Annotated in this window: 28 protein-coding genes and 1 pseudogene; 14 read left to right on the forward strand and 15 right to left on the reverse strand. The window is 67.3% G+C overall.

Annotated elements, in window-relative coordinates; translation table 11 throughout:
* Positions 1-201: 201 nt before the first annotated feature.
* Positions 202-1776, forward strand: a complete 1575-nt coding sequence (gene murJ / locus jaqu_RS19615; RefSeq protein WP_043920728.1) for a murein biosynthesis integral membrane protein MurJ — start codon at positions 202-204, stop codon at positions 1774-1776.
* On the opposite strand, the gene jaqu_RS19620 is transcribed toward murJ, so the two are convergent.
* Positions 1767-2456 (reverse strand): rhomboid family intramembrane serine protease, encoded by a 690-nt coding sequence (locus jaqu_RS19620; RefSeq protein WP_043920729.1) that lies wholly within the window; start codon positions 2454-2456, stop codon positions 1767-1769. The genes murJ and jaqu_RS19620 overlap by 10 nt on opposite strands.
* A gap of 72 nt (positions 2457-2528) precedes the next feature.
* Between jaqu_RS19620 and trpS the strand changes: the two genes are divergently transcribed.
* Complete coding sequence (gene trpS, locus jaqu_RS19625) at positions 2529-3542, forward strand: tryptophan--tRNA ligase (RefSeq protein WP_043920730.1); 1014 nt, start codon at positions 2529-2531, stop codon at positions 3540-3542.
* Between the two features lie 27 nt (positions 3543-3569).
* Here trpS and jaqu_RS20885 read toward each other — a convergent pair whose 3' ends face one another.
* On the reverse strand, positions 3570-4472 hold the full coding sequence (locus jaqu_RS20885; RefSeq protein WP_052501089.1) for a LysR family transcriptional regulator: 903 nt from the start codon (positions 4470-4472) through the stop codon (positions 3570-3572).
* 127 nt (positions 4473-4599) lie between these two features.
* On the opposite strand from jaqu_RS20885, the gene jaqu_RS21795 reads away from it, so the two are divergent.
* Entirely contained in the window at positions 4600-4737 is a 138-nt protein-coding gene (locus jaqu_RS21795) for a hypothetical protein (protein ID WP_161793910.1), read from the forward strand.
* Positions 4738-4976: 239 nt separating this feature from the next.
* Here jaqu_RS21795 and dapE read toward each other — a convergent pair whose 3' ends face one another.
* Both dapE and jaqu_RS19640 read right to left on the reverse strand, forming a co-directional pair.
* Entirely contained in the window at positions 4977-6113 is a 1137-nt protein-coding gene (gene dapE / locus jaqu_RS19635) for a succinyl-diaminopimelate desuccinylase (RefSeq protein ID WP_043920731.1), read from the reverse strand.
* Positions 6110-6460: a hypothetical protein gene (locus tag jaqu_RS19640; RefSeq protein ID WP_043920733.1), complete on the reverse strand. Its 351-nt coding sequence runs from the start codon at positions 6458-6460 to the stop codon at positions 6110-6112. Before jaqu_RS19640 ends, dapE begins: the two co-directional genes overlap by 4 nt.
* Positions 6461-6532: 72 nt before the next feature.
* On the opposite strand from jaqu_RS19640, the gene jaqu_RS19645 reads away from it, so the two are divergent.
* Positions 6533-7591: a transporter substrate-binding domain-containing protein gene (locus jaqu_RS19645; protein ID WP_392387227.1), complete on the forward strand. Its 1059-nt coding sequence runs from the start codon at positions 6533-6535 to the stop codon at positions 7589-7591.
* A gap of 106 nt (positions 7592-7697) precedes the next feature.
* Here jaqu_RS19645 and jaqu_RS19650 read toward each other — a convergent pair whose 3' ends face one another.
* Positions 7698-7946, reverse strand: a complete 249-nt coding sequence (locus tag jaqu_RS19650; RefSeq protein ID WP_043920735.1) for a GlsB/YeaQ/YmgE family stress response membrane protein — start codon at positions 7944-7946, stop codon at positions 7698-7700.
* Positions 7947-8045: 99 nt separating this feature from the next.
* Here jaqu_RS19650 and jaqu_RS19655 point away from each other — a divergent pair, with 99 nt between their 5' ends.
* Together jaqu_RS19655 and jaqu_RS19660 are read left to right on the forward strand one after the other, a co-directional pair.
* On the forward strand, positions 8046-8360 hold the full coding sequence (locus tag jaqu_RS19655; RefSeq protein WP_170938624.1) for a DUF6525 family protein: 315 nt from the start codon (positions 8046-8048) through the stop codon (positions 8358-8360).
* Between the two features lie 45 nt (positions 8361-8405).
* On the forward strand, positions 8406-9611 hold the full coding sequence (locus tag jaqu_RS19660; RefSeq protein ID WP_043920736.1) for a cation:proton antiporter: 1206 nt from the start codon (positions 8406-8408) through the stop codon (positions 9609-9611).
* A gap of 90 nt (positions 9612-9701) precedes the next feature.
* Here jaqu_RS19660 and jaqu_RS19665 read toward each other — a convergent pair whose 3' ends face one another.
* Complete coding sequence (locus jaqu_RS19665) at positions 9702-11153, reverse strand: RtcB family protein (protein ID WP_043920737.1); 1452 nt, start codon at positions 11151-11153, stop codon at positions 9702-9704.
* Positions 11154-11419: 266 nt separating this feature from the next.
* Here jaqu_RS19665 and jaqu_RS19670 point away from each other — a divergent pair, with 266 nt between their 5' ends.
* The gene (locus jaqu_RS19670) at positions 11420-12220 is read left to right on the forward strand and encodes an SMI1/KNR4 family protein (protein WP_043920738.1); all 801 of its coding nucleotides are present in this window, start codon (positions 11420-11422) and stop codon (positions 12218-12220) included.
* 114 nt (positions 12221-12334) lie between these two features.
* On the opposite strand, the gene dapD is transcribed toward jaqu_RS19670, so the two are convergent.
* On the reverse strand, positions 12335-13162 hold the full coding sequence (gene dapD, locus jaqu_RS19675; protein ID WP_043920739.1) for a 2,3,4,5-tetrahydropyridine-2,6-dicarboxylate N-succinyltransferase: 828 nt from the start codon (positions 13160-13162) through the stop codon (positions 12335-12337).
* A gap of 159 nt (positions 13163-13321) precedes the next feature.
* On the opposite strand from dapD, the gene jaqu_RS19680 reads away from it, so the two are divergent.
* Complete coding sequence (locus jaqu_RS19680) at positions 13322-13762, forward strand: DMT family transporter (RefSeq protein WP_052501090.1); 441 nt, start codon at positions 13322-13324, stop codon at positions 13760-13762.
* Positions 13763-13772: 10 nt separating this feature from the next.
* On the opposite strand, the gene jaqu_RS19685 is transcribed toward jaqu_RS19680, so the two are convergent.
* A complete protein-coding gene (locus jaqu_RS19685; RefSeq protein ID WP_236687908.1) occupies positions 13773-14303 on the reverse strand; it encodes a thioredoxin family protein in 531 nt (176 codons plus the stop codon).
* 98 nt (positions 14304-14401) lie between these two features.
* Complete coding sequence (locus jaqu_RS19690; RefSeq protein WP_043920742.1) at positions 14402-15313, reverse strand: threonine/serine dehydratase; 912 nt, start codon at positions 15311-15313, stop codon at positions 14402-14404.
* Between the two features lie 43 nt (positions 15314-15356).
* Between jaqu_RS19690 and jaqu_RS19695 the strand changes: the two genes are divergently transcribed.
* Entirely contained in the window at positions 15357-16214 is an 858-nt protein-coding gene (locus tag jaqu_RS19695; protein WP_043920744.1) for an LOG family protein, read from the forward strand.
* Between the two features lie 8 nt (positions 16215-16222).
* On the opposite strand, the gene jaqu_RS19700 is transcribed toward jaqu_RS19695, so the two are convergent.
* Genes jaqu_RS19700 through jaqu_RS19710 form a run of 3 tightly spaced genes read right to left on the reverse strand, consistent with a single transcriptional unit; the run spans position 16223 to position 19370 of the window.
* A complete protein-coding gene (locus jaqu_RS19700) occupies positions 16223-17113 on the reverse strand; it encodes an esterase-like activity of phytase family protein (protein WP_043920745.1) in 891 nt (296 codons plus the stop codon).
* Positions 17077-17946 carry a penicillin-insensitive murein endopeptidase gene (gene mepA / locus jaqu_RS19705; protein ID WP_043920747.1) on the reverse strand — a complete coding sequence of 290 codons (870 nt, stop codon included), beginning with the start codon at positions 17944-17946 and terminating at the stop codon, positions 17077-17079. Before mepA ends, jaqu_RS19700 begins: the two co-directional genes overlap by 37 nt.
* The gene (locus tag jaqu_RS19710) at positions 17946-19370 is read right to left on the reverse strand and encodes an MFS transporter (protein ID WP_043920748.1); all 1425 of its coding nucleotides are present in this window, start codon (positions 19368-19370) and stop codon (positions 17946-17948) included. Before jaqu_RS19710 ends, mepA begins: the two co-directional genes overlap by 1 nt.
* Before the next feature lie 121 nt (positions 19371-19491).
* Here jaqu_RS19710 and jaqu_RS19715 point away from each other — a divergent pair, with 121 nt between their 5' ends.
* Positions 19492-20244: an SDR family NAD(P)-dependent oxidoreductase gene (locus jaqu_RS19715; RefSeq protein WP_043920749.1), complete on the forward strand. Its 753-nt coding sequence runs from the start codon at positions 19492-19494 to the stop codon at positions 20242-20244.
* Positions 20245-20317: 73 nt separating this feature from the next.
* Here jaqu_RS19715 and jaqu_RS19720 read toward each other — a convergent pair whose 3' ends face one another.
* Positions 20318-20854 carry an acyl-CoA thioesterase gene (locus jaqu_RS19720; RefSeq protein WP_043920750.1) on the reverse strand — a complete coding sequence of 179 codons (537 nt, stop codon included), beginning with the start codon at positions 20852-20854 and terminating at the stop codon, positions 20318-20320.
* 115 nt (positions 20855-20969) lie between these two features.
* On the opposite strand from jaqu_RS19720, the gene jaqu_RS19725 reads away from it, so the two are divergent.
* Together jaqu_RS19725 and jaqu_RS22440 are read left to right on the forward strand one after the other, a co-directional pair.
* On the forward strand, positions 20970-21266 hold the full coding sequence (locus tag jaqu_RS19725; RefSeq protein ID WP_043920751.1) for a YggT family protein: 297 nt from the start codon (positions 20970-20972) through the stop codon (positions 21264-21266).
* A gap of 183 nt (positions 21267-21449) precedes the next feature.
* Positions 21450-21944: pseudogene (locus tag jaqu_RS22440) on the forward strand (formylglycine-generating enzyme family protein).
* A 1-nt stretch (position 21945) separates the two neighbouring features.
* Here jaqu_RS22440 and jaqu_RS21800 read toward each other — a convergent pair.
* Positions 21946-22083, reverse strand: a complete 138-nt coding sequence (locus jaqu_RS21800) for a hypothetical protein (protein WP_161793911.1) — start codon at positions 22081-22083, stop codon at positions 21946-21948.
* A gap of 85 nt (positions 22084-22168) precedes the next feature.
* Between jaqu_RS21800 and jaqu_RS19730 the strand changes: the two genes are divergently transcribed.
* Complete coding sequence (locus jaqu_RS19730; RefSeq protein WP_043920752.1) at positions 22169-23083, forward strand: aminotransferase class IV; 915 nt, start codon at positions 22169-22171, stop codon at positions 23081-23083.
* Between the two features lie 173 nt (positions 23084-23256).
* A complete protein-coding gene (locus jaqu_RS19735; protein ID WP_043920753.1) occupies positions 23257-24459 on the forward strand; it encodes an MFS transporter in 1203 nt (400 codons plus the stop codon).
* Positions 24460-24646: 187 nt separating this feature from the next.
* Here jaqu_RS19735 and jaqu_RS19740 read toward each other — a convergent pair whose 3' ends face one another.
* Positions 24647-26902 (reverse strand): adenosylcobalamin-dependent ribonucleoside-diphosphate reductase, encoded by a 2256-nt coding sequence (locus tag jaqu_RS19740; protein WP_043920754.1) that lies wholly within the window; start codon positions 26900-26902, stop codon positions 24647-24649.
* Between the last annotated feature and the right edge of the window lie 59 nt (positions 26903-26961).

Here is a 26961-nt window from a genome sequence, read left to right on the forward strand (position 1 = left end):
GCACGGGGGGTGCACGGGGGGTGCACGGGGGGTGCATACCGGGCCGATGGCGGTCCGGGACCCACCGAATCACTTAGATATCTGAAATTGAGGGATATCTCGGACAGGAGCGTTCCGGCGTTAACCTTTTGCCGGATCCCCGGCAACGGCACCCCTCCGTCGCGTCTTCCGCTCGGCCTGCGCATCCGACATACCCCGTCCATGATCAAAGGCTTCCTCACGGTCGGCGGCTGGACCCTGCTTTCGCGCGTGCTGGGGTTCGTCCGCGATATCCTGATCGCCCGCTTCCTCGGCACGGGGGCTGCGGCGGAGGCATTTTTCGTAGCCTTTTCATTGCCCAACATGTTCCGTCGCTTCTTCGCAGAGGGCGCGTTCAACATGGCTTTCGTGCCGCTCTACGCCAAGAAGCTGGAGGCCGACCCGGAGGAAGCCGACGCCTTCGCCCGCGACGCCTTGGCGATGATGGTGCTGGTCCTGACCCTGTTCTCCGTGATCGGGATCCTGGCCATGCCCGCGCTCGTGCTGGCCATGGCGTCGGGCTTCGCAGGGGACGAACGCTTCGATCTGGCCGTGGCCTACGGGCGCATCGCATTTCCCTATATCCTTTTGATTTCGCTGGGCGCGCTCGTGTCGGGGGTGCTGAATTCGAACCGCCGGTTCCTGGCCGCCGCCGCCGCCCCGGCGCTTCTGAACGTGGTCTTCATCGCCGCTATGACGCTGGCCTGGATCGCGCCCGAGGCGGTGCAAACCTGGCTCGCCGTGCCGTCCCTGCCGCGAGCGGTGGGCTGGCTGCTGATCGCTGCCGTCCCATTCGGCGGCCTGGCTCAGCTTGGCCTCGTGGCCTGGGCCGCGCGCCGGGCCGGGCACAGGCTCTGGCCCCGCCGGAGACCCCGCCTCACCCCCGATCTGAAGCGCCTCCTGATCATCGCGGCGCCCGCCCTCTTGGCCAACGGCGTGCTGCAGGTGAACCTGCTCGTCGGACGCCAGGTCGCAAGCCTCGGAGAGCAGGGAGCGATCGCCTGGCTGTCCTACGCGGACCGGTTGTACCAACTGCCGCTGGGCGTCGTCGGCATCGCCATCGGCATCGTCCTGCTGCCCGAACTGTCGCGCAGGATCCGCGCGGAAGACGCCCCCGGCCAGAAGGCCGCCTATTCCCGGGCGGCCGAATTCTCGCTGCTTCTGACGATCCCTGCCATGGTCGCCTTTCTGGTCGTCCCGATCCCCCTCGTGTCCGTCCTGTTCGAACGCGGCGAGTTCGCTGCGGACGACACGGCGGCAACGGCGCTCGCCCTGATGATCTACGCGATCGGCCTCCCGGCTTTCGTGCTGCAAAAGGTGCTGCAGCCTCTGTTCTATGCCCGCGAGGACACGCGCTCCCCTCTTCGCTTCGCGCTGTTCGGCCTGGTGGCGAATGCCGCAATAGCCATCGGGCTCTTCCCGTTCATCGGCTGGCCCGCTGCCGCCTTCGGCACCACCGTGGCATCCTGGGCGATGCTCCTGTTGCTCTGGCGAGGGGTGCGCCGGATGGGCGATGTGGGGCGGATCGACGCCCGCGCACGGGGGCGGGTCTGGAGGATCCTGGTCGCTTCGGCGCTTATGGGCGTGGTCCTGTGGGCCTCGCAATTCGTGCTCGGTCCGACGCTGATCGGGCCTTTGCGGGCGGTCGTGCTGGCGGCGATGGTGGTCGTGGGAATGGGGTCCTACGCGCTCTTCGCCTTGCTGACAGGCGCGGCCACGCGCGACGACCTGCGCATGATGATCCGCCGTCAGCGCTGACGCAGGCGCGCCCGCAACCGGTCGATCCCGCCGGGAAAGAGCAGGACGGCGATCCCGTACCCCGCCGCGGCGCCCGCGACCTCGGCCGTCCAGTCCGGAACCCAGGACAGGCCCGCCCCCGTCGCGAACCCGAAGATCGGACCAAGCGCCAGCAGGAATCCGATGAGCAGGAACGCCCGATCCGGCGGCACCGGCGTCAGGCCCAGCCGTGTGAGGTAGGTGAAGGCCCCGATCATCGCGTAGGCGCCGGCAAAGCCACCCACCAGCGGCATCCGCGCATCGTAGAGCATCACGAAGGCCAACGCGCCCGCCACCGCACCGCCGAAGAAGATGGCGAGTTGCCGCCAACCGGGCAGTGCGACCGAATTCACATTGCCGAAGGCCAGAACGAAGACCGCCACGAATAGCGCATGGGTGAAGTTCACATGCAGCAGCGGATAGGTCACGAACCGCACCAGAAGCTCGGGCGGAAAGCTGCGGTTGGTCCACATCCATTGCCAGACCGGGTCGGCGACCGACCAATCCCCGAGGGCCGTCAGCCGCCAGCCAACCCCTTGCGCGCCTCCGACGAGACCCAGACTCGCGGCCTGGAACAGAAGCTCGACGCCGACGATGACGACCGCCAGCCCGACGACGACGGGCGGCAGGGCGTTGAAGGGGCTTTCGTTGCGCGGGTCCATGGCGGGCCTCGTTGACGACCGGTTGTGACGGGGCTACCCCGACGCGCGCCCCCAGACCAGTGGAAGCGAGAGATGGCCGAATTCACCCCCCGCGTCTTTTCCGGCATCCAGCCATCGGGCGGGCTGACGCTGGGCAACTATCTCGGTGCGATCACCAAGTTCGTCGACTGGCAGGATCGAGGCACGCACGAGACGATCTACTGCATGGTCGACCTGCACGCGATCACCGTACCGCAGGAGCCTGCGACCCTCGCGCACAACACCCGCGAGCTCTGCGCCGGATTCCTCGCCGCAGGCATCGACCCCGAGCGGTCCATCTTGGTGAATCAGTCGCAGGTGCCGGAACACGCGCAACTGGCCTGGATCTTCAATTGCGTGGCCCGGATGGGGTGGATGAACCGGATGACGCAATGGAAGGACAAGGCCGGCAAGAACGCAGAGAAGGCGTCGCTGGGGCTTCTCGCCTATCCGGCGCTGATGGCAGCCGACATTCTGATCTACCACGCCACCCATGTGCCGATCGGCGACGACCAGAAGCAGCATCTGGAACTTACGCGCGACATCGCGACGAAGTTCAACCACGATTACGGCGTCGAGTTCTTCCCACTGACAGAACCGGTGATCGAGGGCGTGGCGACGCGCGTCATGTCGCTGAAGGACGGCACCAAGAAGATGTCCAAGTCCGATCCCGTCGATGCCAGCCGCATCAACCTGACGGACGACGCGGACACGATCGCCAGGAAGTTCCGCAAGGCCAAGACGGATCCCGATCCCCTGCCGGGCGAGGCGGCGGGACTGGACGACCGGCCGGACGTGCGTAACCTCGTGAATATCTACGCCGCGCTTTCGGGGCACGGGGTGGATGCGGTCCTTGCCGAGAAGGCTGGCGGCCAGCTGGGCCATTTCAAACAGGATCTGGCCGATCTCGCGGTCGAGAAACTGGCGCCGATCTCATCCGAGATGGCCCGCCTGATGGCCGACCCGGCAGAGATCGATCGCATCCTCGCCAGAGGCGCGGCACGTGCCCGCAAGATCACGGCTCCGATCCTCGCGCGGACCTACGAGATCGTTGGCATGGTGCGCTGACACCTTGACCCGTCGCCGGGTCTTGGCTCAGGCCGACCATTCCTTCGGCAGCGCCTTCAGGAACCCGGGAAAACGATCCAGGGCGAACCGGATGAAGGCGTGGACATGGGGCGTCGCGTCGCCCTGGGGCGACCAGACCAGCCAGAACCTCTGGTAGATCCACGGCTCGGTGATGCAGAGATGCAGGCCCGGCTCGACGTCTCCGCTGGCGCGCGGCAACAGCCCCACCCCTTCGCCATCGAGCAACAGGCCTGTCATCGCCTCCACCGAAGAGACGCGCAGCGGCCCCTCGTCTCCGGACATCATGTCCTGCACCTGCCCGACGCAATCCACCCGCTCTCCGACCAGCTTTGCATAGAGCACGGTGCGATGGTCCTTCAGATCCCCCAGCGATGCCGGCTTCCCGTGGCGTTGCACGTAGTCTTCCGACGCATAGAGCGCCCAAGGGTGATCGAACAGCTTGCGCGCGACCAGCGTATCGCCTGTCAGCCGTTCGGCCGCGCGCATCGCCACATCCGCCTCGCCCATCTCGAGGGAGAGCGCGCGATCGTCCGCATCCAGCTCGAAGCGCACGTCCGGATGCTCTGCCCGGAAGGCGCGCAGGAGGCCAGAAATATACCGTGCGGCCCCGGGCACCGTCGTCAGTCGGATCACGCCGGACAGATGCCGCCGCATGCCCCGGGCGTGGCTGTCCAGAGCCAGCGCGGCGGCCTCCATCGCCTCCGCCTCCGGCATCAGGGCATGCGCGTTCGATGTCGGCTCCGTGCCGCGTGCGCCCCTCTCGAAAAGACGGAGCGATAGCGCCGCCTCCAACCTCTCGATACGCCGCCCGACCGTCGTCTGGTTCGTGCCGAGCTCGCGCGCCGCCGCCGCGGCGGAGCCCAGACGCATCACGGCCAGGAAGGTGCGGATATCGGACCATTCGTACATGGCTCTGCCCTAGCGCAGTCCCGCCCCGAAGGGGATATGCGAAAACGCAGAGCACGTGCGCAGAAGCGGTCATTCTCCGATGCGCGTGGGCACCCGATATCGGGTGTACAGAAGAAAGGACCCTCCGATGCGCAAGCTCATCCTCGCCGCCGCCCTCCTCGTTCCTCTCCAGGTCGCAGCCGGGCCGTTCATTCCCGATCTCGGCCCGCCGATCATGTGGCCGGAGCCGACCGAGACCACGCAATCCACGAAGACCGGCAAGTAATCCGGATCCCCAGTGACGGGATCCCGAGGCGGTGAACAGATCAAGGGAAGGCCGGGATCAAGTGCCGGAAGCGCGACACGCGCGAAAGCCGACGGAGGGGGCTCTGCCCCCGGCTGCGCCTCCCCCGGAGTATTTTTGCCGAGAAGAAGCAGGGCGGTATCACAGCCAGTGAGCTTCTTCTCGGTGAAAATACTCCGGGGTCTGGGGCAGAGCCCCAGCCTGTCCCCACGGGATCGCGATCAGTCGAACCAGTCGCGCAGGATGCGCGCATAGATCCGCTTGAGCGCCTCGATCTGCTCGACGCGGACCCGCTCGTCCACGGCGTGCATCCGGTGCCCGACCAAGCCGAATTCGACGACCGGACAGTGATCCTTCACGAAACGCGCATCCGACGTGCCGCCAGACGTGGACAAGTCCGGCACCCGGTTCGTTTCGGCGGCCACGGCTGCGCCGACCAGGTCCGACAGGGGGCCGGGCGGCGTCAGGAAGCTTTCACCTGACACCTTGGACACGATCTCCACGCGAATACCGGTCTCGTCCGCGACCCGGTCGGCCTCCATCCGCATCCAGTCGAGGATCGTGCCCGAGTCGTGGGCGTCGTTGAAGCGGACGTTCACCGTCGCATGACATGCGGCGGGAATCACATTGGTGGCGGCATTTCCGGTGTCGATCGTGACCACCTGCACGGTGGAGGGGTCGAAATGCTCCGTCCCTTCGTCCAGCCTGTGACCGGCCAGACGGTCCATCAGCGTCGCGCAGGCATGAACGGGATTGTTCGCGCGGTGCGGGTAGGCGGAATGGCCCTGCACGCCATGGAAGGCGAAGAACGCGGTCAGGCTGCCGCGTCTGCCGATCTTCATCATGTCGCCCATCTCGTCGGGGCAGGTCGGCTCTCCGACGAGGCAGACATCCATCCGCTCGCCCTGCTCTTCCATCCAGTCGAGCAACGCGACCGTGCCGTCGGTTGCGTCGCCCTCCTCGTCGCCGGTGATGGCAAGGACGATGGCGCCGTCGGGCCGGTCGGCCACGACATCGCAGGCCGCGGCGGCAAAGGCCGCGACGCCCGATTTCATGTCGGTCGCACCGCGCCCATAGAGCCAGCCTTCCTCGATCACGGCGCCGAACGGGTCGTGGGTCCAGGCGTCCCGATCTCCGACCGGGACGACATCGGTATGCCCGTTGAACCCGAACGTCCGCGCACCCTTGTCTCCCCAGCGGGCGAAGAGGTTGGGCGTTCCGTTCCGGTCCACGCGCGTGCAGGCGAAGCCATGCTCTGACAAAAGCTCCTCCAGCAGGGCAAGGGCCCCGCCCTCGGCCGGCGTCACGCTGCGGCAGCGCACCAGCCGTGCCGTCAGGTCGACCGGGTCGACGCTCATGCGCCCGCCTCCCGGTCATCGCCCTCTCGGAAGACGGTGGTCTGCGCGACGACGACCGAGTTCTCGTCCAGAGCGCGGGCCATCAGCGCGCGCTCGTCATCGGCGATGTCATGGCCCTCTTCCTCGCGTTCCTCCAGGCTGCCATAGCCGGACACTTCCAGCACCGCCATGTCGGCCTGTTTCAGGATGGCGACCGTCTCGCGCACGGCCTCCTCTTCGTCCACGCCCGAGGCGTAGCACATCAGGGCAGCGCCAGACGATCCGTCGGGCAGGCCGTCGCCGGGCTTGCGGCCGACCTCGACCAGAAGGGTGTAGACGTGATGCGGGCGCTTGGGCTTGTCGGACATAGCTTGCGGGTGCGCGCCCGGTTCGGTCTTGTCAACCGGGTGACGCAAGGGAAAGGTGCGCGGATGCGAAGGGTGATCCTGTTCCTGCTTTTCCTCGTCACCCTTCCGGCTCAGGCCCAGGATGGCGCGCGCAGCGACGAGCTTGTCGTCGCCACCGTCACCCGAGCGCCGTTCTCGATGGTCGTGGACGGGGTCGATACGGGGTTCAGCCTGCAGCTTTGGGGACAGATCGCCGACGAGTTGGGCCTGCAATACCGGATCGACAGGTACGGGACCTTCCCGGAGATGCTGACCGCCGTGGAGGAGGGCCGCGCGAACCTCGCCGTCGCCAACATCTCCATCAACTCCGAGCGCGAGACGCGGATGGATTTCACGCAGCCCATCTTCACCGCCGGCGTTCAGGTCATGGTCCCGTCCGAAGGCGGGGTCGGCACGATGCTGCGCACCGCGCTGTCGCCGCGCCTGATCGGCCTTCTGCTTGCGGGGTTCCTTGGCCTGCTTTTGCTGGGTATGGCGATGTGGCTCTTCGAACGCCGCGTCCGCACCTTCGGAGAGACGCCGGGCAAGGCCGCCTTCCCCGCCTTCTGGTGGGCCCTCAACGTCCTGATCTCGGGCGATTACAAGGAGGACACGCCGGCTTCCCCGCTGGGCCGCATATTCGGAACGCTGATGATCGTGGCGAGCCTGTTCGTCGTCTCGCTCTTCGTGGCGAACCTGACGGCGAACCTGACCCTTGAGGCGATCGGTCGGGACGTGCAGCGCATTACCGACCTCGACGGACGCCGGGTCGGGACCACCGTCGGATCGACGACGGCGGGATATCTAGATCTGCGTGGGGTAGGCTATCGTGCTTTCGATGACCTGGATGCGCTGCTCGACGCGTTCGAACGCCGGGACCTCGATGCCGTCGCCTTCGACGGTCCGATCTTGGCCTACTACATCGAAACGCGCTCCGACGGACGGGCGCGCCTGATCGACCGGGTGTTTCAGCGGGAATATTACGGGATCGCCCTGCCGACGAATTCGGCCTTGCGGGAACCCATCAACCGAACGCTCCTTCGCCTCGAAGAAGACGGGACATATGTCGATCTTCAGCGGGAATGGTTCGGCGCGGGGTTTGCGGCACGGTAGCAGAGACCTGCGTGCCAAAGCCGGGGCAACGCCGTCCGAACGGTGTTGCGGCAGGTCCGCGGCCCGGGTCGACGGCGTTTGTGCCCGAGCCGCTGAACCGGATTTTCTAGCTGCGCACCTTTCGGACCACGAAGATCAACAGGCAGGCGCCGATGATGCCGACGATCATCTGTGCGATCCAAGTTCCCGAAGCCTGGATACCCACGAGCCCCAAAAGGAAGTTGGCGACGATCGCACCGACGATGCCGAGGCCGATATTCAGGAACAGCCCCGTATCCGCCTTCATGATCATGCTGGCGACCCAACCCGCGAGGCCGCCCACGATGATGGCGGCGATCCAACCCAGACCCGACATTTGCAATTCCTTCCGAATGGTTGTGCGTGTGGGACAGAACGCCGCAGCCGCGACACGGTTCCCCTCGCCAAACGGGCCGCGAAGCTCCATCTTCGGGTCATGGCATCGGCAAATCAGCGCACGTCGCTCGCCCTGAGCCGGTCTCAGCGGCACAACATGGCGGAGTATGACCGCCTGCCACCGGTGCTGCGCCATTGGCTGGCGCAGGCCGCACTGCCCTGGTCCCCGACATCGGCCCGCCGGGCCTGGCGCAAGGCGATGCGACGCGCACTCTGGCGAGAGAAGGTGGCGCTGCGGCTCATGGACGAAATCGAGGCCGAGCGGCTGGCACAGGACGCGCTCGTGATCCGCCGCGAGCTCGAGATGGCCGCAAGGCAGGACGGGAAGAGTATACAAATCACCTCCCGCGGATGATCCGGATCAGGGTGCCGCGGCGCCGGGGGTGAGAAACGGGCGCTCATGGATCTCGCCCTGACATTCACGGCATTCGGAGTGCTCTTTCTCGCCGGTCTCGCAGCCGACCAGTTGGGGCGGCTCACCCGTCTGCCCCGCGTCACGATGCTGCTGATCCTGGGTCTTCTGGCCGGGGAGGCCGGCTTCGACCTCATTCCCGATGCGGTGGCCGAATGGTTCGAAGCCCTTTCGATCATCGCGCTGACCATGGTCGCCTTCCTCTTGGGCGGGTCGCTGTCACGCAACAACCTGGCGCGGCACGGGCGCGCGATCCTCGCGCTTTCGCTGTCCATCGTGCTCATCACGCTTGCTATGGTATCGCTTGGTCTGATGGCGGCCGGTGTTCCACCGGGGCTCGCGCTGATCCTCGGGGCTATCGCCACGGCCACGGCGCCCGCCGCGGTCGCCGACGTCATCCGGCAATCCGGCATCCGAAGCGAATTCGTGGATACCCTCGAAGGGGTCGTCGCGATCGACGACGTCTGGGGCCTGATCGTCTTCAGCTTTGCGCTTGTCTTTGCAGGGCAGTCCGACGGATGGACCGGGGTCCTGTCTACCGCGACCGCGGAATTGGGCGGCAGCCTCCTGCTCGGCGCCGCGATCGGGCTACCGGCCGCCTTCCTCACCGGGCGCCTCTCGCCAGGAGAGCCGCAACAGGCCGAGGCGATCGGGATCGTCTTCCTGTGCGCGGGCCTGTCGCTCTGGCTGCACGCCTCCTTCCTGATCGTCGGGATCACCGCGGGGGCGATCGTCGCGAATCTGGCGCGCCATCATGATCGCGCTTTTCACGAGATCGAGAACATCCAGTGGCCTTTCATGATTCTGTTCTTCCTTCTCGCGGGCGCATCGCTGGAATTGGGGTCGCTGGCCACGCTCGGCTGGATCGGCGTGCTCTACATGGCGCTCCGGATTGGCTCGCGGCTGATAGGCGGTCTGGTCGGCGCACGCCTCGGTCAGATCGACGGCCCGGCCGCACGCTGGTTCGGCCCTGCTCTGCTGCCGCAAGCGGGCGTCGCAGTCGGCATGGCGCTCGTCGCGGGAGAGGTCTTTCCGGATTGGGCCCAGACGATCATGGCACTCACCATCGCAAGCACCGTCCTGTTCGAGTTGATCGGCCCCCCGGCGACGATGGCTGCGATCCGGCGCGCCGGTACCGGTCGTCTCGGGCGATCTGCCGCCGAAGGCCCCACACGCGCGCGGCCAGAGCCCTGACAGGCGGCTCCTCCGTCGCGATCCCCACTGGATCGGTGACCCCCATCGGCGCATCGGTATCCGGACGGGGCCGCGAGGCCCCGCCCTTTCTTATCCCGCGGCGCGACGCATCTTCGCGTCCCGCTTGCGGCGCCACGGCGCGTCCCGCTCCCAGTCGCCGGCCATGATCGCACCGTAGGGCAGGATCCGGTCCGTCACCGTTGCGAGGTTCGCCCGCTCCATCTCGGCGGTCACCGTCTCGGGCCGCTTGTAGGCCGAAGGCAGTTCCGAGACGTCCACGTTGCCGCAGAAGAACCGGGCATCCAGCCCGTCGGTCTCGGCGGCAAAGACCGCCTCCTCCGAATAGGCCGCGCCCATCCGCTCCATCAGCCGACGGGTATGCGCCGTCCGCGAAAGATTGCGCCCGGCCCCATGCGGCGCGAAGCCCAGACCCGCATCGGTCCGCTTGCCTTCGACCACCAGGATCGGCGCGCCCATGTTGAGCGGTACGATCTGGCGCCCGTCGGTATCGGGAAGGAAGCCACGATGCACGGGCGTCGCACCCTTCGCGTGCCAGAACACGTCTCCTTCCGCGTCATCGCGGAAGACGAAGTTGTGCTCGTTCCACCAGCGGTCGACCGGCTCCTGGCCCAAGCTCCGCGCTGCCGCGTCGTGCAACGCCGCGTGGTTTGCCTTGGTCCAGTCACGCACGATCTGGAGCGCATCCCAATAGGCGCGGCCCTCGTCCGTGTCCCAGGGGATCCAGGCATTCACCTTCGCCGTCCCGGGCGAAAGCTGCGCGCGGTACCGCTCGGCCACTTCCATGCCGGCCTTGTAGACCTGCGCGCCCATCCCGCGCGAGCCGTGATGCGTGACCAGCGTCACCCGGCCCGACCCTTCGGACCGCCCGACGAAGGCGAAGTGGTTGCCGTCGCCTTGCGTGCCGAAATGACTCCGTGCCTCCTTGACCGCCCGATCCGAGAAGAACGGGTTGGCCTCCATGCGCTCGAACAGATCCGCGTCCGGGCCCGGATCGAAGTCGTGCCGTCCTCCCGGACCGAAATGGGTGGCTCCATGAATTGCATCCAGCGCCGCCTTCGGTTCGGCCCCCTCGAAGGCCGTCGCGTAGAGCGAGCAGCAGATATCGGCCGAGTGCATTCCCGGATGGATCGCGCCGCGCGCCGCAACGACGCCGCCCACCGGGATCGTGCCGGGCGGACCTGCCGGACAGGCATCCGGCATCGCCACGCCCGCTTCCAGCGTCGGCGTCCGCATCAGGATCGCCATGGTGCGGGACACGGCCTCAAGGTTTGCGACCTCGTCCTCGGACTGCGGATCCAGGTGGATCTGGAAGTCCGGCGGGTCTCGCGGCGGCGGGCGCAGGGCCGCGACCCGCGCGGCCTGCGCGTCGGCCTCGACCTTCGCGGCCGCAACAGCGTCGCGCACGATGGCCGTCGCAGCGTCCCGGTCGGGGGCGGCGTTGGCACGCGCGAGCAACGGCCCGAAGGCCGGGCCGGGCACGAGGCCGGCATCGATCAGATCCTGCCCAGTCAGATGAGTCATGGGTTTTCTCCCGTAATGCCCCTGGAACTCGCCCGGGGGTGCGGGAGAGGGGGACGTGATCTAGGTGTGGAGCCGCTCACTGCGCAGCAGCAGGCCGGACGAAACGTCCGCCAGCGAATTGCGCAAATTATGGAACCGTGTGGTCACGATCCGTCCCCTCGGCTGTTTCGGCAGGTCGTCCCGCCGGGTTCTCCCAATGGCGTCGCAACGCGATTCGCGTCAAGGGATTTCGTTGCGCGCAGGCGCCCGATCCGGTCCAAAGGGCCATGACACGGATCGAAGCCCTCGCCCGCGACCTGGACCGCTTAGCCCGGAAGGACCGTCGGAACCGCGTCTTCGGGGCCGACGGTCACAAGTACCGCACCCAAAAGTGGACCCTTCGGCAGATCCATGACCTGGAGCGCCGCTGCCCCGCACCCCTCCCGGAGGATCTGCGCGAGTGGCTCCTCCGTGTCGGCGGCGGTCCGGCCCCGTGCTACGGCCTCGCTCCCGAGATCTATCCGTTCGAGCCCGACGACGATCCGGAAGCGGGGGCGTTCCGCCGTCTGACGGACGTGACGCGCGCCGACGTGCAGATCCGCCTCGACGCTGCCTGGCACGGGCCGCCGGACCGACATGGCGGGCGCAACGTCCCTCCGGAGTTGACGACCCGGGAAAAGGATGGCGGGCCCGATCTGCTCTTTCTCGGGGATGGGGGATGCACCTTCGACTTCGTCATGCCGCTGACCGGCGACCTGTCCGGAAAGGTCTTCTACCGGGACTGGAACGGGATGGATGCGGGCGAGACGGAGGTTGGAGGATTGCTCTGGCCTCAGGGTCTGGCCCGGTGTGACACCCATCCATGGTTCGAAGACGCGCGGCTCGAAATGGCCACAGACGCGGCTCGGATGTCCGGCTTCCTCGATTGGATGGAGGACTGGATCACCGAGTCGACCTACTTCGTCGAGAACCTTCGTCGTTTCAACGCTCAGGAGAAGGCAAGTCAATCAGCCTGGCTCGCTGGAAGCGACCGGTCTAGGGCCGGACTTCTGAGCCGCCTCGTGTCGAAGCTCCTCGGGGGGAACTGACGCCCTGCCTGGGTCCGGGCGGGCACCACGTTCGCCGCGCGCCGGGTGCGGGGCCGTGGAACCGGCGCCGCATCCGACCCGGCGCCCCCGCCCGATCGGCGCAGCCGGAGGGCCCTAGTCCCGCAGAAGCTCGTTGATGGATGTCTTCGAGCGCGTCTTCTCGTCGACGCGCTTCACGATCACCGCGCAGTAGAGGTTCACGCCGTTCTTCGACGGCATCGAGCCCGCCACCACGACAGAGCCTTCGGGCACCTCGCCATACATGACCTCTCCGGTCTCACGGTCGATGATCTTGGTCGACTTGCCGATGAAGACCCCCATTCCTAGGACCGAGCCGCGGCGGACGATGCAGCCCTCGACCACTTCGGACCGGGCGCCGATGAAGCAATCGTCCTCGATGATCGTGGGGCCCGCCTGCATGGGCTCGAGCACGCCGCCGATGCCCACGCCGCCGGACAGATGCACGTTCTTGCCGATCTGTGCGCAGGATCCGACGGTCGCCCATGTATCGACCATGGAGCCGCTGTCGACATAGGCGCCCAGGTTCACGAAAGACGGCATCAGCACCACGCCCGGAGCGATATAGGCGCTGCGGCGCACGATACAGTTCGGCACGGCCCGAAAGCCCGACGCTTCCCACCGGGCGGCATTCCATCCGGCGAACTTGCTGTCGACCTTGTCCCACCAGGTGCCGCCCTGCGGCCCACCGGATTGCGGCGCCATATCCTTGAGGCGAAACCCCAGCAGGACCGCCTTCTTGGCCCATTGGTTGACATGCCAGTCCCCGCCCTCGCGCGGCTCGGCGACACGCAACTCGCCCGCATCGAGCGCATCCAGCGTCGCCTCGATCGCGTCGCGCGCCTTGCCTGTCGTTTGCGGGGTGATCGTGTCACGGGCCTCCCACGCGGCCTCTATCGCGGCTTCGAGCTGGTCGGTCTGCATGGACGGCCTCCGGACGTGGGAATGACTGCGCGGTCCTTATCCTCCGCCTCAACGCCGCACAACCGGAGCGGACCGCCTCGGACGGAAGGTCGGGTATTCCTCACTTTCCGCAACGCTCATTTCGCAGGCACTTTGCTCATGTGTCGAGCGGAGACCGTCATGGCTCAGTATGTTCCCCTGTTCCTCATCGTACTGGCCGGTGGTTTGGCTGCGGTACAGGCGCCGATGAACGCTGCGCTCGGACGTGGGCTGGGAAGCGGGACGGGGGCCGCGGCGGTGTCCTTCGGCGTGGGCTTCGCGGGCCTTCTCGCGGTGACATGGGCGCAGGGCGACGGCAGCGCACTGACACGGATCGGCCATGTGGACCGACGGCTGCTGCTGGGCGGCTTGCTGGGCGCGTTCTACGTCTGGGCGATCCTGTGGTGCGTGCCACAGCTTGGCATCGTGACAGCGGTTTCCGCGATGATCCTGGGTCAACTCGTCGTCGCTCTGACGATGGATGCAGCCGGAATGTTCGGCCTGCCGGTCCACCAGATCACACCACAGCGCGTGTTGGCCGTCGCCCTTGTCGCCGGCGGCCTTGTCCTGTCGCGCGCCTGATCCGTTCGGCCTATGACCGCCATTTGATCGAGCAGCCCATCCCAGGCGTCTGCTCTGGGACCGGATCGGCGCCGGCAATCGCTCGCATGGCCGCGACCAGGTCCTCGTGCCGCCCGCGATAGGCGAGCCGCAGATCCGGGCCGAAACCAAACAGGTCCGGTGTGCAGACCGCTCCCATCTCGCGGGCGAAGGCCTGATCGGCGTCGATCACATAGGGCACCGCCAGCCCGTGGGTCTCGGCGAAGGGGCCCATCCTCTCGGGCGCGTCGGCCGGGTAGGAATGCCAATCGTTGGACATCACGCAGACCGCGCCGACGCCTTCGGCCCCCAGCATGTCCAGGTCGGATGCGAAGCCGTCGATCATGCGGATCACGTACGGGCAGTGGTTGCAGATGAAGGCCACGACCAGACCATTGGGGCCTGACACCTCGTCCCGCGTCCAGACCCGGCCCCGCGGGTCGGGGAGTGCGAAATCCGGGCACGGTGTCCCCAATGCGGCAGCGTCGGTTTCCGTCAGGGCCATCGGCTTTCTCACGTCCATTCAACCTCACCCTGCCCGATAAATTTCGGGGGCGCGACCGCTTGCGCTCGCAGGAGGCAGAGCCCCCAGGGGCAGGGACGCCGCGCGCGTACGCCGGATCAGTCCAATGGGTCGGGCGCGGGATTCGCTCCGCAGATCAGCACGGCGACCCTCTCGCCCGGGTCCGGCCGGCAGGCCCCCGAGATGAGCGCGGCGAGAGCTGCGGACCCCGCCGGCTCCACCAGCAACCGCGCCTCCCGCCAGAGCAGATCGCGCGCGGCAAGGATCGCCTCGTCCTCGACCAGCACACTCTCGATCCCCTGCGCCAAACCGAAGGCCAGCTCGCCGATACGTCGCGCCCCGAGCGCATTCGCCGCCACGCCAGCCACCTCGACATCCACGGGCCGCCCGCCCTGCAACGCGGTGTGGAGCGTTGGTGCCAGACGCGGCTCGACCGCCACCACCTTGCGTCGCCCTGCCAACCAGGCGAGCGAGCCGCCGATCAGCCCGCCGCCGCCGACCGCGATCAGGACGGTCTCGGCCTCCAGCCCCTGCGCCTCCCATTCGCGCAGGCAGGTTCCCTGCCCGGCCAAGGTCTGCACGGCATCGTAGGCATGGACCTGCATCGCGCCGGTGCGCGCCTCGTGATCCTGCGCAGCCTCCAGCGCATCGGCATAGACACCAGGGACGACGTGGCAGGTTGCGCCGGTCCGTTCGATCAGGGCGATCTTGGCCGGCCCCGCGATCTCGGGCACGAAGATATGCGCGGCATGCCCCAGCGCCGCAGCCGCATGACCCACCGCAGCGCCGTGATTGCCCCCGGATGCCGCGACCACGCCGCCCGGCGGCACGGATCCAGACAGAAGCGTGTTGAACGCCCCCCGCGCCTTGAAGCTGCCGGTATGCTGCATCTGCTCGAGTTTGATCTCGACGTCGAAGCCACCCAGTGTCAGCCGCGCGACCGGTGTGACGCGCACGTGACCGGCGATCCGCGCCGCGGCCGCTTCGATTTCCGACTGCCAATCCGTCATGGGGTCGTTAGAAGGGCCGGACCAGACCGATGCAAGGACGAACATGGCCAAAGACCGCAACCACCCGATGCGCCACGCGCGCGAGGATCGCGACACCTCTCACACGGTGCCGGACACGCCGCAGACGCGCTCGCCGGCCTACCGCCTCGCCTTCGCTGACGAGGATTTCCTGTGCCGCGACGAATTGCGCCCGGTCCGCCTGCAACTGGAGCTCCTCAAGACGACGCTCAGCATGGATGAGGCAGGGGTCGAAAGCACGGTGGTCATGTTCGGCGGCGCCCGCATCCCCCGGCCCGCCAATCGCGACCGCGCCCGGACCGAGACGCTTCGCAGCCTGGCCGACCAGTACGAGGAGGCACGCCGTTTCGCCCGCATCGTCACCGAACACAGCCTGCGCGACAGCGGCGGGCGTCGGAACGTCATCGTCACCGGGGGCGGTCCGGGCATCATGGAGGCGGGCAACCGCGGCGCCCACGAGGCGGGCGGCCGCAGCGTCGGCCTTAACATCGTTCTGCCGCACGAGCAGGCGCCCAACGAATTCGTGACCCCCGATCTCAGCTTCAACTTTCATTACTTCGCCGTGCGCAAGATGCACTTCCTGATGCGCGCCGCTGCGATCTGCGTCTTTCCCGGCGGCTTCGGCACGCTGGACGAACTGTTCGAGAGCCTGACGCTGATCCAGACCGGCCGGATGGAGCGGGTGCCCTTTCTGCTCTTCGGGCGCGACTTCTGGGCGAAGATCGTGAATTGGGATGCGCTGCGCGAGGCGGGCACGATCGGCGACGACGATCTGGGCCTCTTCCGCTTCGTCGATACCGCCGACGAAGCACTGGCTCTTCTGGACGACTGGCCCCTGCCCCGCACCCGCCGGGATGAAATCCCCGGCCGGGTCGAGGCCTGACGGCGCGCCTAGCCGTCGCCGGGCGACGGGTCGGCGGGATCGGACAGGATGTAATCGACGAACTCGGTCCGCTGGAAGGCGCTGTAATTGTCGTCGGACAAGAGCGTCATCCGCAGCCGTCCGTTCCCGTCACGCCAGATGGAGAGCGACTCCAGATTGTCATGCATCCGCAAAGGCGTCTCGATCACCAGCCGCTCGTCCCCGCCGGTCAGATCGAAAGACCGCACACGCGACCGGAACCCGATCAGCGCGAAATCGCGCTCCAGCAGATAGAGCCGCCCGTCCGGGCCGATATCCGCCCCTGTCACCAGCCACGGCCCATCTCGGCGCAACGCGAAGGGGATGGTCCATTCGCCATCCTCGTAGCGGTAGACCGGGAAAGGCCGCGCGATCTGTCCCGACCGTTCGGGAATGGCATAGAGACGCCCCTCGGCATCGGCAGCCAGCGCCTCAAGCCCGGAATTCGATTGCAGACCCTCGAAGGCGGGATGCTGGGGAATGCGGTCGGGCGCGTTGCCCAAGGCAGGGTGCCGCATCACCCGGTGCACGCCCTCATAGGCCAGGAAATAGCCGTCGTCGGTGCGGGCGATGGCTTCGGCATCGCGCTCGCTGACCCTCAACCGCTCTCCCGACGAATGCAGGAGCGGGCCGCGCCCGGTGACATCCACACCCGAGACTGCACCATCGGCGTCCCGCGACAGCTGCCCCTCGACCCATTGCCCCCGGTCCGACAGCGCAGCAAAGGCCCGGCCGTCCGGCCCGAGCCATAGCGCCGAGAATCCGCCCGCGCCCTGCCAGTCCGGCTCCCAGCCATGGGAGCCCAGCAGCCGGGGATCGGCCCAAGCCAGCGAGGGGGCGAGGGCTAGCGCGCAGCCGGCGCAGAGAGAACGGAAGCGCATTGCTGAGGCAGGTCGGCCATCCGCAACTCGCGCCGGGGGCGCGGTGGCGGAGCGTTGGGATCGGGGGGCGGCGGATTGAGGATATTCTGCTGCCATTGGCGCGCCTCGGCGCAGCCGTCGCCGCGAGGTGGCGGATCCTGGTTGACGCAGGCCCGCGCGCCACGCGGACAACTGAGCCGGACATGCATATGGTAGTGATGGCCCCACCACGGCCGAACCTTGCGCAGCCAGTTGCGGTTTCCGCGCGCATTCTCGCACATCCACACCTTCGCGCCCGGGAAGATGAAGATCCGCGCCACGCGCCGATCCGACGCGGCGGCCCTGACCAGCTCCATATGTTCGGCCGTCCATCGGGTGTTCACATAGGCCCCATCAGCCCGCCGCTTCGAGACGGCCGAGATGTTCTCGCGCTCGCGGCGGGTCAGGTTCAGGCGCGGCGGCTCCATCAGCCAGACGTCGACATCCAGCCCGCTCTGGTGGCTGCGATGGCCGGTCAGCATCGGCCCGCCGCGCGGTTGGTTCATGTCGCCGACATAGATTCCGGGCCAGCCGACCTGCGTCATGCGGCGGCTCAGATCCTGTACGAAGTCCACAAGGACGGGCTGGCCCCAATTGCGGTTCCGGCTCAGGCGCATCGCCTGCCAGGTCGGACCGGTCTCGGCCAATTGCACGTTCCCCGCCGCACAGCCGTTCGAATAGCTGCCGATGGGCTGCGGCCGCTGCGCGCTGGCTCGTGGCTGGGCGCCGAACAGTTCCTTGGCGAGCTGCGCGTGGGCTGGCCCCGGCACGGGCATGGCAAGAAGGGCGAGGCAGGCCAGAAGTCGAAGCATCATCAACAATCTCCCTCGGGATCGACCCACCGTAGCAAGAAGAGACCCAGAAGGAAGAGCACCGCGATCGGAAAGATGCCCAACCGCGCCGAGCCGGTGGCCCAGGTCGCGATCCCGATCGACATCGGCGCCAGGAACGCGGTCGCCTTCCCCGACAGCGCATAGAGCCCAAACGCCTCGGTCGAGCGGGCCGGATCCGAGTGACGCACCATCATCGTGCGGCTGGCCGATTGCAGCACGCCGCCCATGCCTCCGATCACCGCGCCCAGCACGTAGAAGATGACATCCGCCCCGCCCATCTCGGCGCCGAAGATGAAGGCTGCCGCGCCCGACAGCGGCGCGCGGTCGGACAAGGGGATCCCGAACAGCGCTTCGGGCGTCATTCCGCAAAGGAGGATCACCACCGTCGTCAGGACCAGCACCGCGCCGGTGATGACGGGCTTCGGCCCGAAGGCGCCGTCCAGCCGTCCGCCGATCCAGGCCGACACGGCCGCCGTGATTGCACCCACGATGCCGAAGACGCCGATCTGCGTCGTCTCCCAGTCGAGCACGAGGCGCGCATAGACGCCCCCGAACGCATAGAGCGCCACCAGCGCGTCCCGATAGAGCATCGAGCCCGCCAGATATGCCATCAGGCTGGTCCGCCCGGGGATCGAGGCGAGCATCGCCTTCAGGTCGGCCCAAGCCTCCGCGATCGTCGCCCGCCCGCCCGAGCCCGGCGGGTCCTTCACCCACAGGAAGAACGGCACCATGAAGATCACGTACCACAAGGCCGAAAACGGCCCGACGAAACGGGTCCCCTCCCGCGCTTCTCCTTCCAGACCCAAGGCGGGCGCGGCCCCCAGCAGGGTCCGTCCGTTTTCGTTGTCGGCGAAGAGGCCGAGCATCAGGAACAGCGCCGTCACCCCGCCCGCATAGCCGAGCGCATAGCCGGTGCCGCCGATCCGGCCCAGCTCCTCGCGGGGGGCAAGGTCTGGCAGCATCGCGTTGGTGAAGATCGTGGTGTATTCCGCGCCGATCATCGCGAAGGCGAAGCCGCCCACCGCCAGCCAGAAGCCCGACGCGTCCGGCGCCATGAACCACAGCCCAGCGATCCCCACCACGTAGAGCACCGAAAAGGTCACGATCCACGGCATCCGCCGCCCCGACCGGTCGGCCAGCGCCCCCAGGAGCGGCGCGGTCAGAGCGATCGAGACACCGATGCCGGTCTGCGTCCAGGACCAGATGGATTGCGCGCGGGCATCCGCCGCCTGCTCGCCAAGCTCGCCGATCAGCGCGTCGGCCAGCACGCCCGTGAAGTAGGGCCCGAAGATGAAGGTCAGGCACAGCGTGTAGAACGGCTGGCTCGCCCAGTCGAACATCATCCAGCCGCGGATGCGCCGCCTCTGCTCGGCAGTCGCCCGCACGGGGCCCGTCACGTCGGTCATCTGGCCTGTCCCTGTTCCCTCGCCCGGATCATGGGAGCGATGGCAGACCCGCGCAACGGCGATGTGTCCCGGGCCGATAGCTCCCTTGCGGGCCGTGTCCTCCCTGCGGCAGACAGGCCGCATGGACAGAAATCTCGCCCTCGTGACCGGCGCCGCCCGTGGCATCGGCCTCGCCACGACCCGCCTCATGCTGGACCGCGGCTGGACCGTCGCCATGATCGACCGGGATGGCCCGGCGCTCGACGCCGCCGCAGATGGGCTTCGGGACGCGCGCGCCTTTCTGTGCGACGTGTCCGACCCCGATCAGGTCGCCGCGATGATCGACGACGTGCGCACGGCGTTCGGGCGCATCGACGCGGTGGTCAACAATGCGGGCGTCGCCCTGTTCGGCCCGATCGAAGAGACCGGGTTCGACACTTGGCGCGAGGTCATGGCGACCAATCTCGACGGCCCGTTCCTGGTGACGCAGGCAGCCCTGCCCGCCCTCAAAGAAAGCCGGGGCAGCGTCGTCAACATCGCTTCGATCTCGGGGCTTCGGGCATCGACGCTGCGGGTGGCCTACGGGACCTCCAAGGCCGCCGTGATCCAGCTGACGAAGCAGCAGGCGGCCGAATTTGGGGAGTTCGGCATTCGTGCCAATTGCATCTGCCCCGGCCCTGTCCGCACCAAGCTGGCGATGGCGGTCCACACGCAGGAGATCGTCGACGCCTATCACGATGCGATCCCGTTGAACCGCTACGGCTCCGAGAAGGAGATCGCGAGCTGCATCGCCTTCCTCTGCTCGGACGAGGCGAGCTACGTGACCGGCCAGGTCCTCGCCGCCGATGGCGGGTTCGAGGCGACCGGCGTAGGCCTTCCGGCGCTGCGCGGATAAGGCGATACGGAGCGAGCCGCCGGTCCTGATTGAAGGCCCCACGGCGCCGTGTCGGCGGATCCGCCGCGCCGGGCTAGGCCGCGACCGGCGGCCAGGGCCGCTGCCCCTCGGCGTCGATCCAGGCGGCCACCCAGCCGGGCAGGACGGGCGGGGCATCGTCTCGGCCGAGAGCGGTCAGCACCTCCGCGGTCGGAACGGCCCCGCGGCCCTTCGCAGTGACTGCCGTGCGCAACAACGCCTGGCAGGCGCAATCGCCGTCGATCCAGAACTCCTGCACGACGTAGAAGAACCGCGCGTCCCACCCCGCCAGCCTAGTCCGCATCTCGATCCGCGCGAAAGGCAGGATGCGCCGACGGTAGCGGATCGAGCTTCCGGCAACCGCCAGCCCCCATCCTTCCCGCCGCAACATCGACAGAAGTCCGTAGCGCATGCCCGACGTGAACCGCCCGATATCCATCAGCGTCAGGACGCGGCCGTTGTTCATCTCGCCGAAGCCGTCCAGATCCCAGGGCCAGCAGAGATGCCGGCTGACATGGGTCTCGGTCAGGGCGAGCGGCGGCGCGGCGCGGTTGCGCCACATCTGCCAGGCGAGGCGGACGAAGGGATACATGGCGCCCCGATGCGTGGACGTGACGCGGACGTCAAGCCGGGCGTTGCGGCACCCGCCTTGCCCCCCGCCCCGCGCGCCCCTAGCTAGGGCCGGACAGACCCGGAAGGCGCCGCCCATGTGTTCCCTGCTTCAGATCCTCTCGACGCTGCTTTCGGTGGCGCAGACGATCATCATCGTCCACGTCATCATGTCGTGGCTGATCAATTTCGGCGTGCTGAACATGCGCCAGCCGATCGTCGGGCAGATCTGGGACGGCCTGACCCGCCTGCTGGAGCCGCTCTACGGCCCGATCCGCCGCGTCCTGCCGGCGACCGGAGGGCTGGATCTCGCACCGCTCGTGGCGATCCTCGGCATCTTCATGCTGCAAACGGTGATCCGCAACAACCTGCCCTCGGCCTGCGGGTTCTATTGAGGCGCCACATCCTCGCCCATCGCGGGGGAGCAGGCCGCGGAATGATCTGCCCACGCGCATCCTGAGGGACAGGGGGAGGGACACGGGAAAGTGTCAGCCGGAAGGCGCGGAAGAATGGCAGCAGATCGGCGGAAGCCATCCTGCCTTCCGCATCTCCTATCACGACGCGATAGATTACGTTCGATGGCTGAACGGCCGGGTCGGAGCCGAGGTCTACAGCTGCCGACCGAGGCGGAATGGAAATACGCCGCCCGGGCCGGGACCGAAACGCCGTCCGTGACTGGCCATGCGATGACAACCGATCAGGCCGCCTTCTCTTGGTCTGGCACTGACTTCACCTAGCATTCCGAGCGACCGGATCCGAAGCAAAACGTCAGGCCGGGACCTGTCGAAGACCTCGATGCTGCAAATGGCTGGGGCCCGCGGCACATGGCGGGAAACGCTCATGAATGGGCGCTGTCGTGCCGGACATCGCGGATCAGGAACTGGAACACGGCATCAGAACGGGTCGAAAAGAGCAGTTGGAATAACCGCAAACGCGTGATCCGCGGCGGATCGCATTCCTCGCCTCTCGACGGACCAAGACCGGCAGCAAGCTTATCGTCTCAAGAAGAGGACAGACCTCGCAATCTTGGGTCCAGGGGTCTGCGAGATCTGGTCGCCCCCACGCCGGACTGACCTATCCCAGAACCACCGTCTCCACGCAGTCTCCAGTCTTGCCCGCCATCTCGCCGCCCTCGGCCTTGTGGAGCGCTGCGCCAACCAAGATGGCGGCGGCGAGGACGATCAGCCTGATATTATAGCCCGTCTGTGTCATGGGACATCTCCCTCTTCGACAATCCCATTTTCGCCCCTGCCCCGACGGCTTGCAAATCACGGGCCCGTGACCCAACGCTGCGCCCATGGATACGCTCTCCACCCACGAAGCCCTGCCAGATCCGCGCAATGCCGACATCCTGATCTGGGTCGATGGCGACCTCGTCCCGCGCCCGCAGGCCAAGGTCAGCGTCTACGACAGCGGCTTCCTTCTGGGCGACGGCGTATGGGAGGGGCTGCGCCTCTACGACGGTCGCTGGGCCTTCCTCGACGCCCATATGGACCGGCTGGAGGAGGCCGCGCGCGCCCTGGACATCGCCCTGCCCCCGCGCGGAAAGATCCTCGCCGCGCTAGAGGCCACGCGCGAGGCCAACTCCATGACCTCCGACGCCCATGCCCGCCTGATGGTGACGCGCGGTCGCAAGCGCCTGCCGTTCCAGCATCCGGGCCTGACCGAGACGGCGCCCACGCTCGTCATCATCATGGAACATTCGGTCCCGGCCGCCCCCCGTCCCGTCCGACTGGCCACCGTTCCGCATATCCGCGGCCTGCCCATGAGTCAGGACCCGAAGCTCAACACCCATTCCAAGGTGAATTGCGTGCTCGCCTGTATCGCAGCCGAGAAGGCGGGCGCCGACGAGGCGTTGATGCTGGACGTCCACGGCTTCGTCTCGACGACGAATGCCTGCAACTTCTTCATCGTGAAGAAAGGGGGGCTCTGGACCTCGACGGGGGACTATTGCTTCAACGGCATCACCCGTCAGGCCGTCATCGACCTCGCCCGCGCCAATGGCATCCCCTGCCACGAACGCAATTTCAGTCTGGTCGACTGCTACTGCGCCGAAGAAGCCTTCCTGACCGGCACTTTCGGCGCACAGACCCCGGTGGAGAGCATCGACGGACGGGTTCTGGGCGCCGCTCCGGGTCCGGTCACTATCCGTCTTCGAGATCTCTACCGCGAGTTGGTGGAATCCCCACCCGGCGAGAAGCAGGGCATCTAGTGATGTGATGTCCGGCAAGATACGCGCTGAGTGGTCTTCGGGCCATGCCAGTCGAGAAATCCCACGCGTCGGGATTTCTCGTGCCTCCGATGCCGGGCAGTCGTTTTCGCACGGCGATCTAGATCAGTGTCAAAGGGCAGCCGTTCGGTGACTGCTATCGGCGAGGGACATGCATGAAGATCGCCGAAGAGACCGCACCAGCCGGGATCGTCAACTTCGCACTTCTTCTGAGTGCGAATGCCATTCTCGCCTCCGCGCTGCCGATGCTCATCGTGCTGGGCGGGTTGGCCGGCCTGATGCTGGCACCGACGCCCGGCCTGGCCACCCTTCCCCTCTCCATCTCGACGTTGGCCGGGCTCATCGCGGCGGCACCGTTTTCGCTCTTCATGGGGCGCTTTGGCAGGCAGGCAGGCTTTCTGCTGGGTGCTGCCTGTGCGGCCGCCGGGGGCGCGGCGGGTCTGTTCGGCATGATGGAGTCGAGCTTCCTCCTCCTGCTTGCGGGGCACTTCCTGCTTGGAGCGGCGCTGACCTGCTTCCAGTTCTTCCGCTTTGCCGCTGCCGAAGTCGTGCCGGACCAATGGCGATCGGTCGCGATATCCCTGATGCTGACATCCGGTCTTGTCGCCGCGCTGCTCGGCCCAGAGATCTTCGCACGCACGACGGGCCTGCTGGCCCCCTTCCCGTTTGCGGGCGCTTACGGCGCGATCATCGGCCTTGCCGTCATCGGCGCCTTGCCGCTCTTGCTCGTCCGCGGAATGCCCCGGCCGGTCACATCCGGCGGCCCTGCCCAGGCGCGTATCGACGTGCTGGCTATCCTCAGACGTCCGACCGTTGCGGCCGCGGTCTTCGCGGCCGCGATTTCCCAAGGAGTGATGGCGCTGCTCATGGTGCCCACTCCCATCGTGATGGTCGGCTGCGGCTTCGATGCCGCGACGGCGGGAAGCGTGGTCGGCTGGCATGTCGTCGCGATGTTCGCACCCAGCTTCGTGACCGGCTTCCTGATCAAGCGGTTCGGCGCCTCACTCATCGTCCTGACGGGCCTCGCCCTTCTGGCCATATCGGCTCTCATCGCTGCGACGGGTCTGAGCCTCGCCCATTTCTACGTCTCTCTGATCGTGCTGGGCGTCGGATGGAACTTCGGCTTCATCGGTGCGACGAGCCTGCTTGCCGATGCCCTCGCCCCGGAGGAGCGGGCCTCGATCCAGGGCATAAACGATACGGCGATCGCGCTGGCGTCCACGATCGCCGCCTTCTCTTCCGGAGCGCTCGTGGCGGGCTTCGGCTGGACACTGCTCGTCCTGGGCGCCTTGCCGGTCGTCGCCGTCACGGCCTTCGTCCTGCGATGGACGTGGCGCCGTTCCGGCCCCGCAGCGTAAGAAACCGGAAGCGGCCAGGAGCGTCCACAAAGCCGAACTTCGGCGACCCGTCTCCGACGAATTGCAGACTGAAAAGACCCAGCGAAAAGGGAACAGGCCGTCATGCCCGGCTTTGGCGACCCCTCCATATCCGCCTATTCACGGACTCCACCGAGAGGCTCACGGACCGCAAGACCCTTCAGGTCGATCACCCGCATTCCGAAAAGCCGCAATTCGCGCAAGTGGAACAGCCCTCCGCCACGCGCAACTCGGGCGCACCGCAATTCGGGCAGGCCGCGGCGGGCGGGGACGTGTCGGTGCGCGTGACGGCAACGCGGCCGAACCCGTCAAGCGCCGGGTCCGTCTTCAGGCCCATTCCCTCGGCGCCCAGAAACCCGATCTCTATCATGTGCCGCTCGATCGCCCCGCCGATCGCCGCGAGGATCGACGGAACGTAGCGGCCCTCCATCCAGGCCCCCCCGCGCGGATCGAAGACGGCCTTGAGTTCCTCGACGACGAAGCTGACATCGCCGCCGCGTCGGAACACGGCCGAGATCATCCGGGTCAAGCCGACCGTCCAGGCGAAATGCTCCATGTTCTTCGAGTTCACGAAGATCTCGAACGGCCGCCGTCGTCCGTCGAGCACGATATCGTTGATGGTGATGTAGAGCGCATGTTCCGAGTTCGGCCAGCGCAGCTTGTAGGTCGCGCCTTCCAGTGTCTCCGGCCGGTCGAGCGGGTCGAACAGGGTCACGACTTTCTGCTTGGCGGGCTCGGCCGACAGGACGCTGCCCGTCACGTCGTTCGGGCGGTAGGTGGTGCAGCCCTTGCACCCGGTATGCCAAGCCTGAAGGTACACGTCCTTGAATGCGTCGAAGGCGATGTCTGCGGGCACGTTGATCGTCTTCGAGATGGAGCTGTCGACCCATTCCTGCGCCGCGGCCTGCATCGCGACATGCGCTTCGGGAGCGAGTGTCTGCGCCGTCACGAAGGTCTCCGGGAGGGGCGCGTCGCCATTCAGGCGGCGCCATTCGGCAACGGCGTAGTCCTCGACCACGTCCTCGCGATGGGTCCCGTCGGGCAGCAGCACCTTGCGGGTGTAATCGAGCGCAAAGATCGGTTCGATCCCGCTGGAGACGTTTCCTGCGAGCAGGCTGATCGTTCCTGTCGGCGCGATCGAAGTCAGCAATGCGTTGCGCAGGCCATGGGCCGCGATGGCCTCGCGCACCTCGGGGTCCAGCCGCGAAATCATCGGCGCCGCGAGGATCGCATCCCGGTCGTAGAGGGGGAAAGGGCCCTTTTCCCGCGCCAGATCTGCCGAGGCGAGGTAGGCCGCGTTGGCGATGGCGCGCAGCCAACCGCCCGTCCGCTCCGCCGCCTCAGCGCTGCCATAGGTCAGCCCGCACATGGCCAGTGCGTCGGCCAGCCCGGTCACGCCCAATCCCACGCGACGCTTGGCGCGCGCCTCGTCCGCCTGGGCCGGCAGCGGAAAACGCGACGCCTCGACCACGTTGTCCATCATGCGGATCGCGGTCGTCACAAGCTGGGCCAGGTCGTCGGTATCGATGGCCGCGCCCGCTCCGAACGGATCGCGGACGAGGCGGGCAAGGTTGATCGAGCCCAGGAGGCAGGCGCCGTAGGGGGGCAACGGCTGCTCTCCGCACGGGTTCGTGGCCGCGATCCTCTCTGCGTAGGCGAGATTGTTGGTCCGGTTGATCCGGTCGATGAAGATCACCCCGGGCTCGGCATAGTCGTAGGTGGCGCGCATGATCGCGTCCCAGAGCTGCCTTGCCCGCATCGTCCGGTAGGTGCGGCCGCCGAAGACGAGGTCCCAATCCTCGTCGGCCTCAACCGCCTCCATGAACGGATCGGTCACGAGGACGGACATGTTGAACATACGCAGGCGGGCGGGATCGGCCTTGGCGGCGACGAAATCCTCGATGTCGGGATGGTCGCAGCGCAGGGTAGCCATCATCGCCCCCCGGCGGGATCCGGCCGACATGATCGTGCGGCACATCGAATCCCAGACATCCATGAACGACAGCGGCCCCGACGCATCGGCCGCCACGCCCGCGACCGGCGCGCCCCTCGGCCGGATGGTCGAGAAATCGTAACCGATCCCGCCGCCCTGCTGCAGCGTCAGCGCCGCCTCGCGGAGATGGGCGAAGATCGAGCCCATGTCGTCCTCGATGCGGCCCATGACGAAGCAATTGAACAGCGTCACGCTGCGATCCGTACCCGCGCCCGCCACGATCCGTCCGGCTGGCAGAAAGCGGAAATCCTGCAAGGCGGCGCGGAAGGCAGGCAGGTGGGTCTCCGGGTCGTCCTCGGCTGCGGCAAGGGCGCCCGCGACCCGGTCCCAGGTGGCGCCGATCGTGGCGTCCATCGGGGTGCCGTCGGCCGCCTTGAGCCGATACTTCATGTCCCAGATGGATTCCGCGATGGGGGCGGCGAAGTCGGACATTTGGACGCTCCGAGGGCAAGGGCTGGTTGCGCGCGGGCGCAAGGACTCTAGATATAGCC

The organism is Jannaschia aquimarina (assembly GCF_000877395.1).
Lineage (GTDB): Bacteria > Pseudomonadota > Alphaproteobacteria > Rhodobacterales > Rhodobacteraceae > Jannaschia > Jannaschia aquimarina.

Coding starts and splice junctions, on each gene's coding strand:
- jaqu_RS19620 (WP_043920729.1), bottom strand. CDS start 2,456: ATGGACCCGCGCAACGAAAGCCCCTTCAACGCCCTGCCGCCCGTCGTC.
- jaqu_RS19715 (WP_043920749.1), top strand. CDS start 19,492: ATGGACAGAAATCTCGCCCTCGTGACCGGCGCCGCCCGTGGCATCGGC.
- jaqu_RS19700 (WP_043920745.1), bottom strand. CDS start 17,113: ATGCGCTTCCGTTCTCTCTGCGCCGGCTGCGCGCTAGCCCTCGCCCCC.
- dapE (WP_043920731.1), bottom strand. CDS start 6,113: ATGAGCGTCGACCCGGTCGACCTGACGGCACGGCTGGTGCGCTGCCGC.
- jaqu_RS19665 (WP_043920737.1), bottom strand. CDS start 11,153: ATGACTCATCTGACTGGGCAGGATCTGATCGATGCCGGCCTCGTGCCC.
- mepA (WP_043920747.1), bottom strand. CDS start 17,946: ATGATGCTTCGACTTCTGGCCTGCCTCGCCCTTCTTGCCATGCCCGTG.
- jaqu_RS19670 (WP_043920738.1), top strand. CDS start 11,420: ATGACACGGATCGAAGCCCTCGCCCGCGACCTGGACCGCTTAGCCCGG.
- jaqu_RS19725 (WP_043920751.1), top strand. CDS start 20,970: ATGTGTTCCCTGCTTCAGATCCTCTCGACGCTGCTTTCGGTGGCGCAG.
- jaqu_RS19655 (WP_170938624.1), top strand. CDS start 8,046: ATGGCATCGGCAAATCAGCGCACGTCGCTCGCCCTGAGCCGGTCTCAG.
- jaqu_RS19695 (WP_043920744.1), top strand. CDS start 15,357: ATGGCCAAAGACCGCAACCACCCGATGCGCCACGCGCGCGAGGATCGC.
- jaqu_RS21795 (WP_161793910.1), top strand. CDS start 4,600: ATGCGCAAGCTCATCCTCGCCGCCGCCCTCCTCGTTCCTCTCCAGGTC.
- jaqu_RS19720 (WP_043920750.1), bottom strand. CDS start 20,854: ATGTATCCCTTCGTCCGCCTCGCCTGGCAGATGTGGCGCAACCGCGCC.
- jaqu_RS19650 (WP_043920735.1), bottom strand. CDS start 7,946: ATGTCGGGTCTGGGTTGGATCGCCGCCATCATCGTGGGCGGCCTCGCG.
- jaqu_RS19685 (WP_236687908.1), bottom strand. CDS start 14,303: ATGGACGTGAGAAAGCCGATGGCCCTGACGGAAACCGACGCTGCCGCA.
- jaqu_RS19690 (WP_043920742.1), bottom strand. CDS start 15,313: ATGACGGATTGGCAGTCGGAAATCGAAGCGGCCGCGGCGCGGATCGCC.
- trpS (WP_043920730.1), top strand. CDS start 2,529: ATGGCCGAATTCACCCCCCGCGTCTTTTCCGGCATCCAGCCATCGGGC.
- jaqu_RS20885 (WP_052501089.1), bottom strand. CDS start 4,472: ATGTACGAATGGTCCGATATCCGCACCTTCCTGGCCGTGATGCGTCTG.
- jaqu_RS21800 (WP_161793911.1), bottom strand. CDS start 22,083: ATGACACAGACGGGCTATAATATCAGGCTGATCGTCCTCGCCGCCGCC.
- jaqu_RS19680 (WP_052501090.1), top strand. CDS start 13,322: ATGGCTCAGTATGTTCCCCTGTTCCTCATCGTACTGGCCGGTGGTTTG.
- jaqu_RS19710 (WP_043920748.1), bottom strand. CDS start 19,370: ATGACCGACGTGACGGGCCCCGTGCGGGCGACTGCCGAGCAGAGGCGG.
- dapD (WP_043920739.1), bottom strand. CDS start 13,162: ATGCAGACCGACCAGCTCGAAGCCGCGATAGAGGCCGCGTGGGAGGCC.
- jaqu_RS19640 (WP_043920733.1), bottom strand. CDS start 6,460: ATGTCCGACAAGCCCAAGCGCCCGCATCACGTCTACACCCTTCTGGTC.
- jaqu_RS19740 (WP_043920754.1), bottom strand. CDS start 26,902: ATGTCCGACTTCGCCGCCCCCATCGCGGAATCCATCTGGGACATGAAG.
- jaqu_RS19735 (WP_043920753.1), top strand. CDS start 23,257: ATGAAGATCGCCGAAGAGACCGCACCAGCCGGGATCGTCAACTTCGCA.
- jaqu_RS19730 (WP_043920752.1), top strand. CDS start 22,169: ATGGATACGCTCTCCACCCACGAAGCCCTGCCAGATCCGCGCAATGCC.
- murJ (WP_043920728.1), top strand. CDS start 202: ATGATCAAAGGCTTCCTCACGGTCGGCGGCTGGACCCTGCTTTCGCGC.
- jaqu_RS19660 (WP_043920736.1), top strand. CDS start 8,406: ATGGATCTCGCCCTGACATTCACGGCATTCGGAGTGCTCTTTCTCGCC.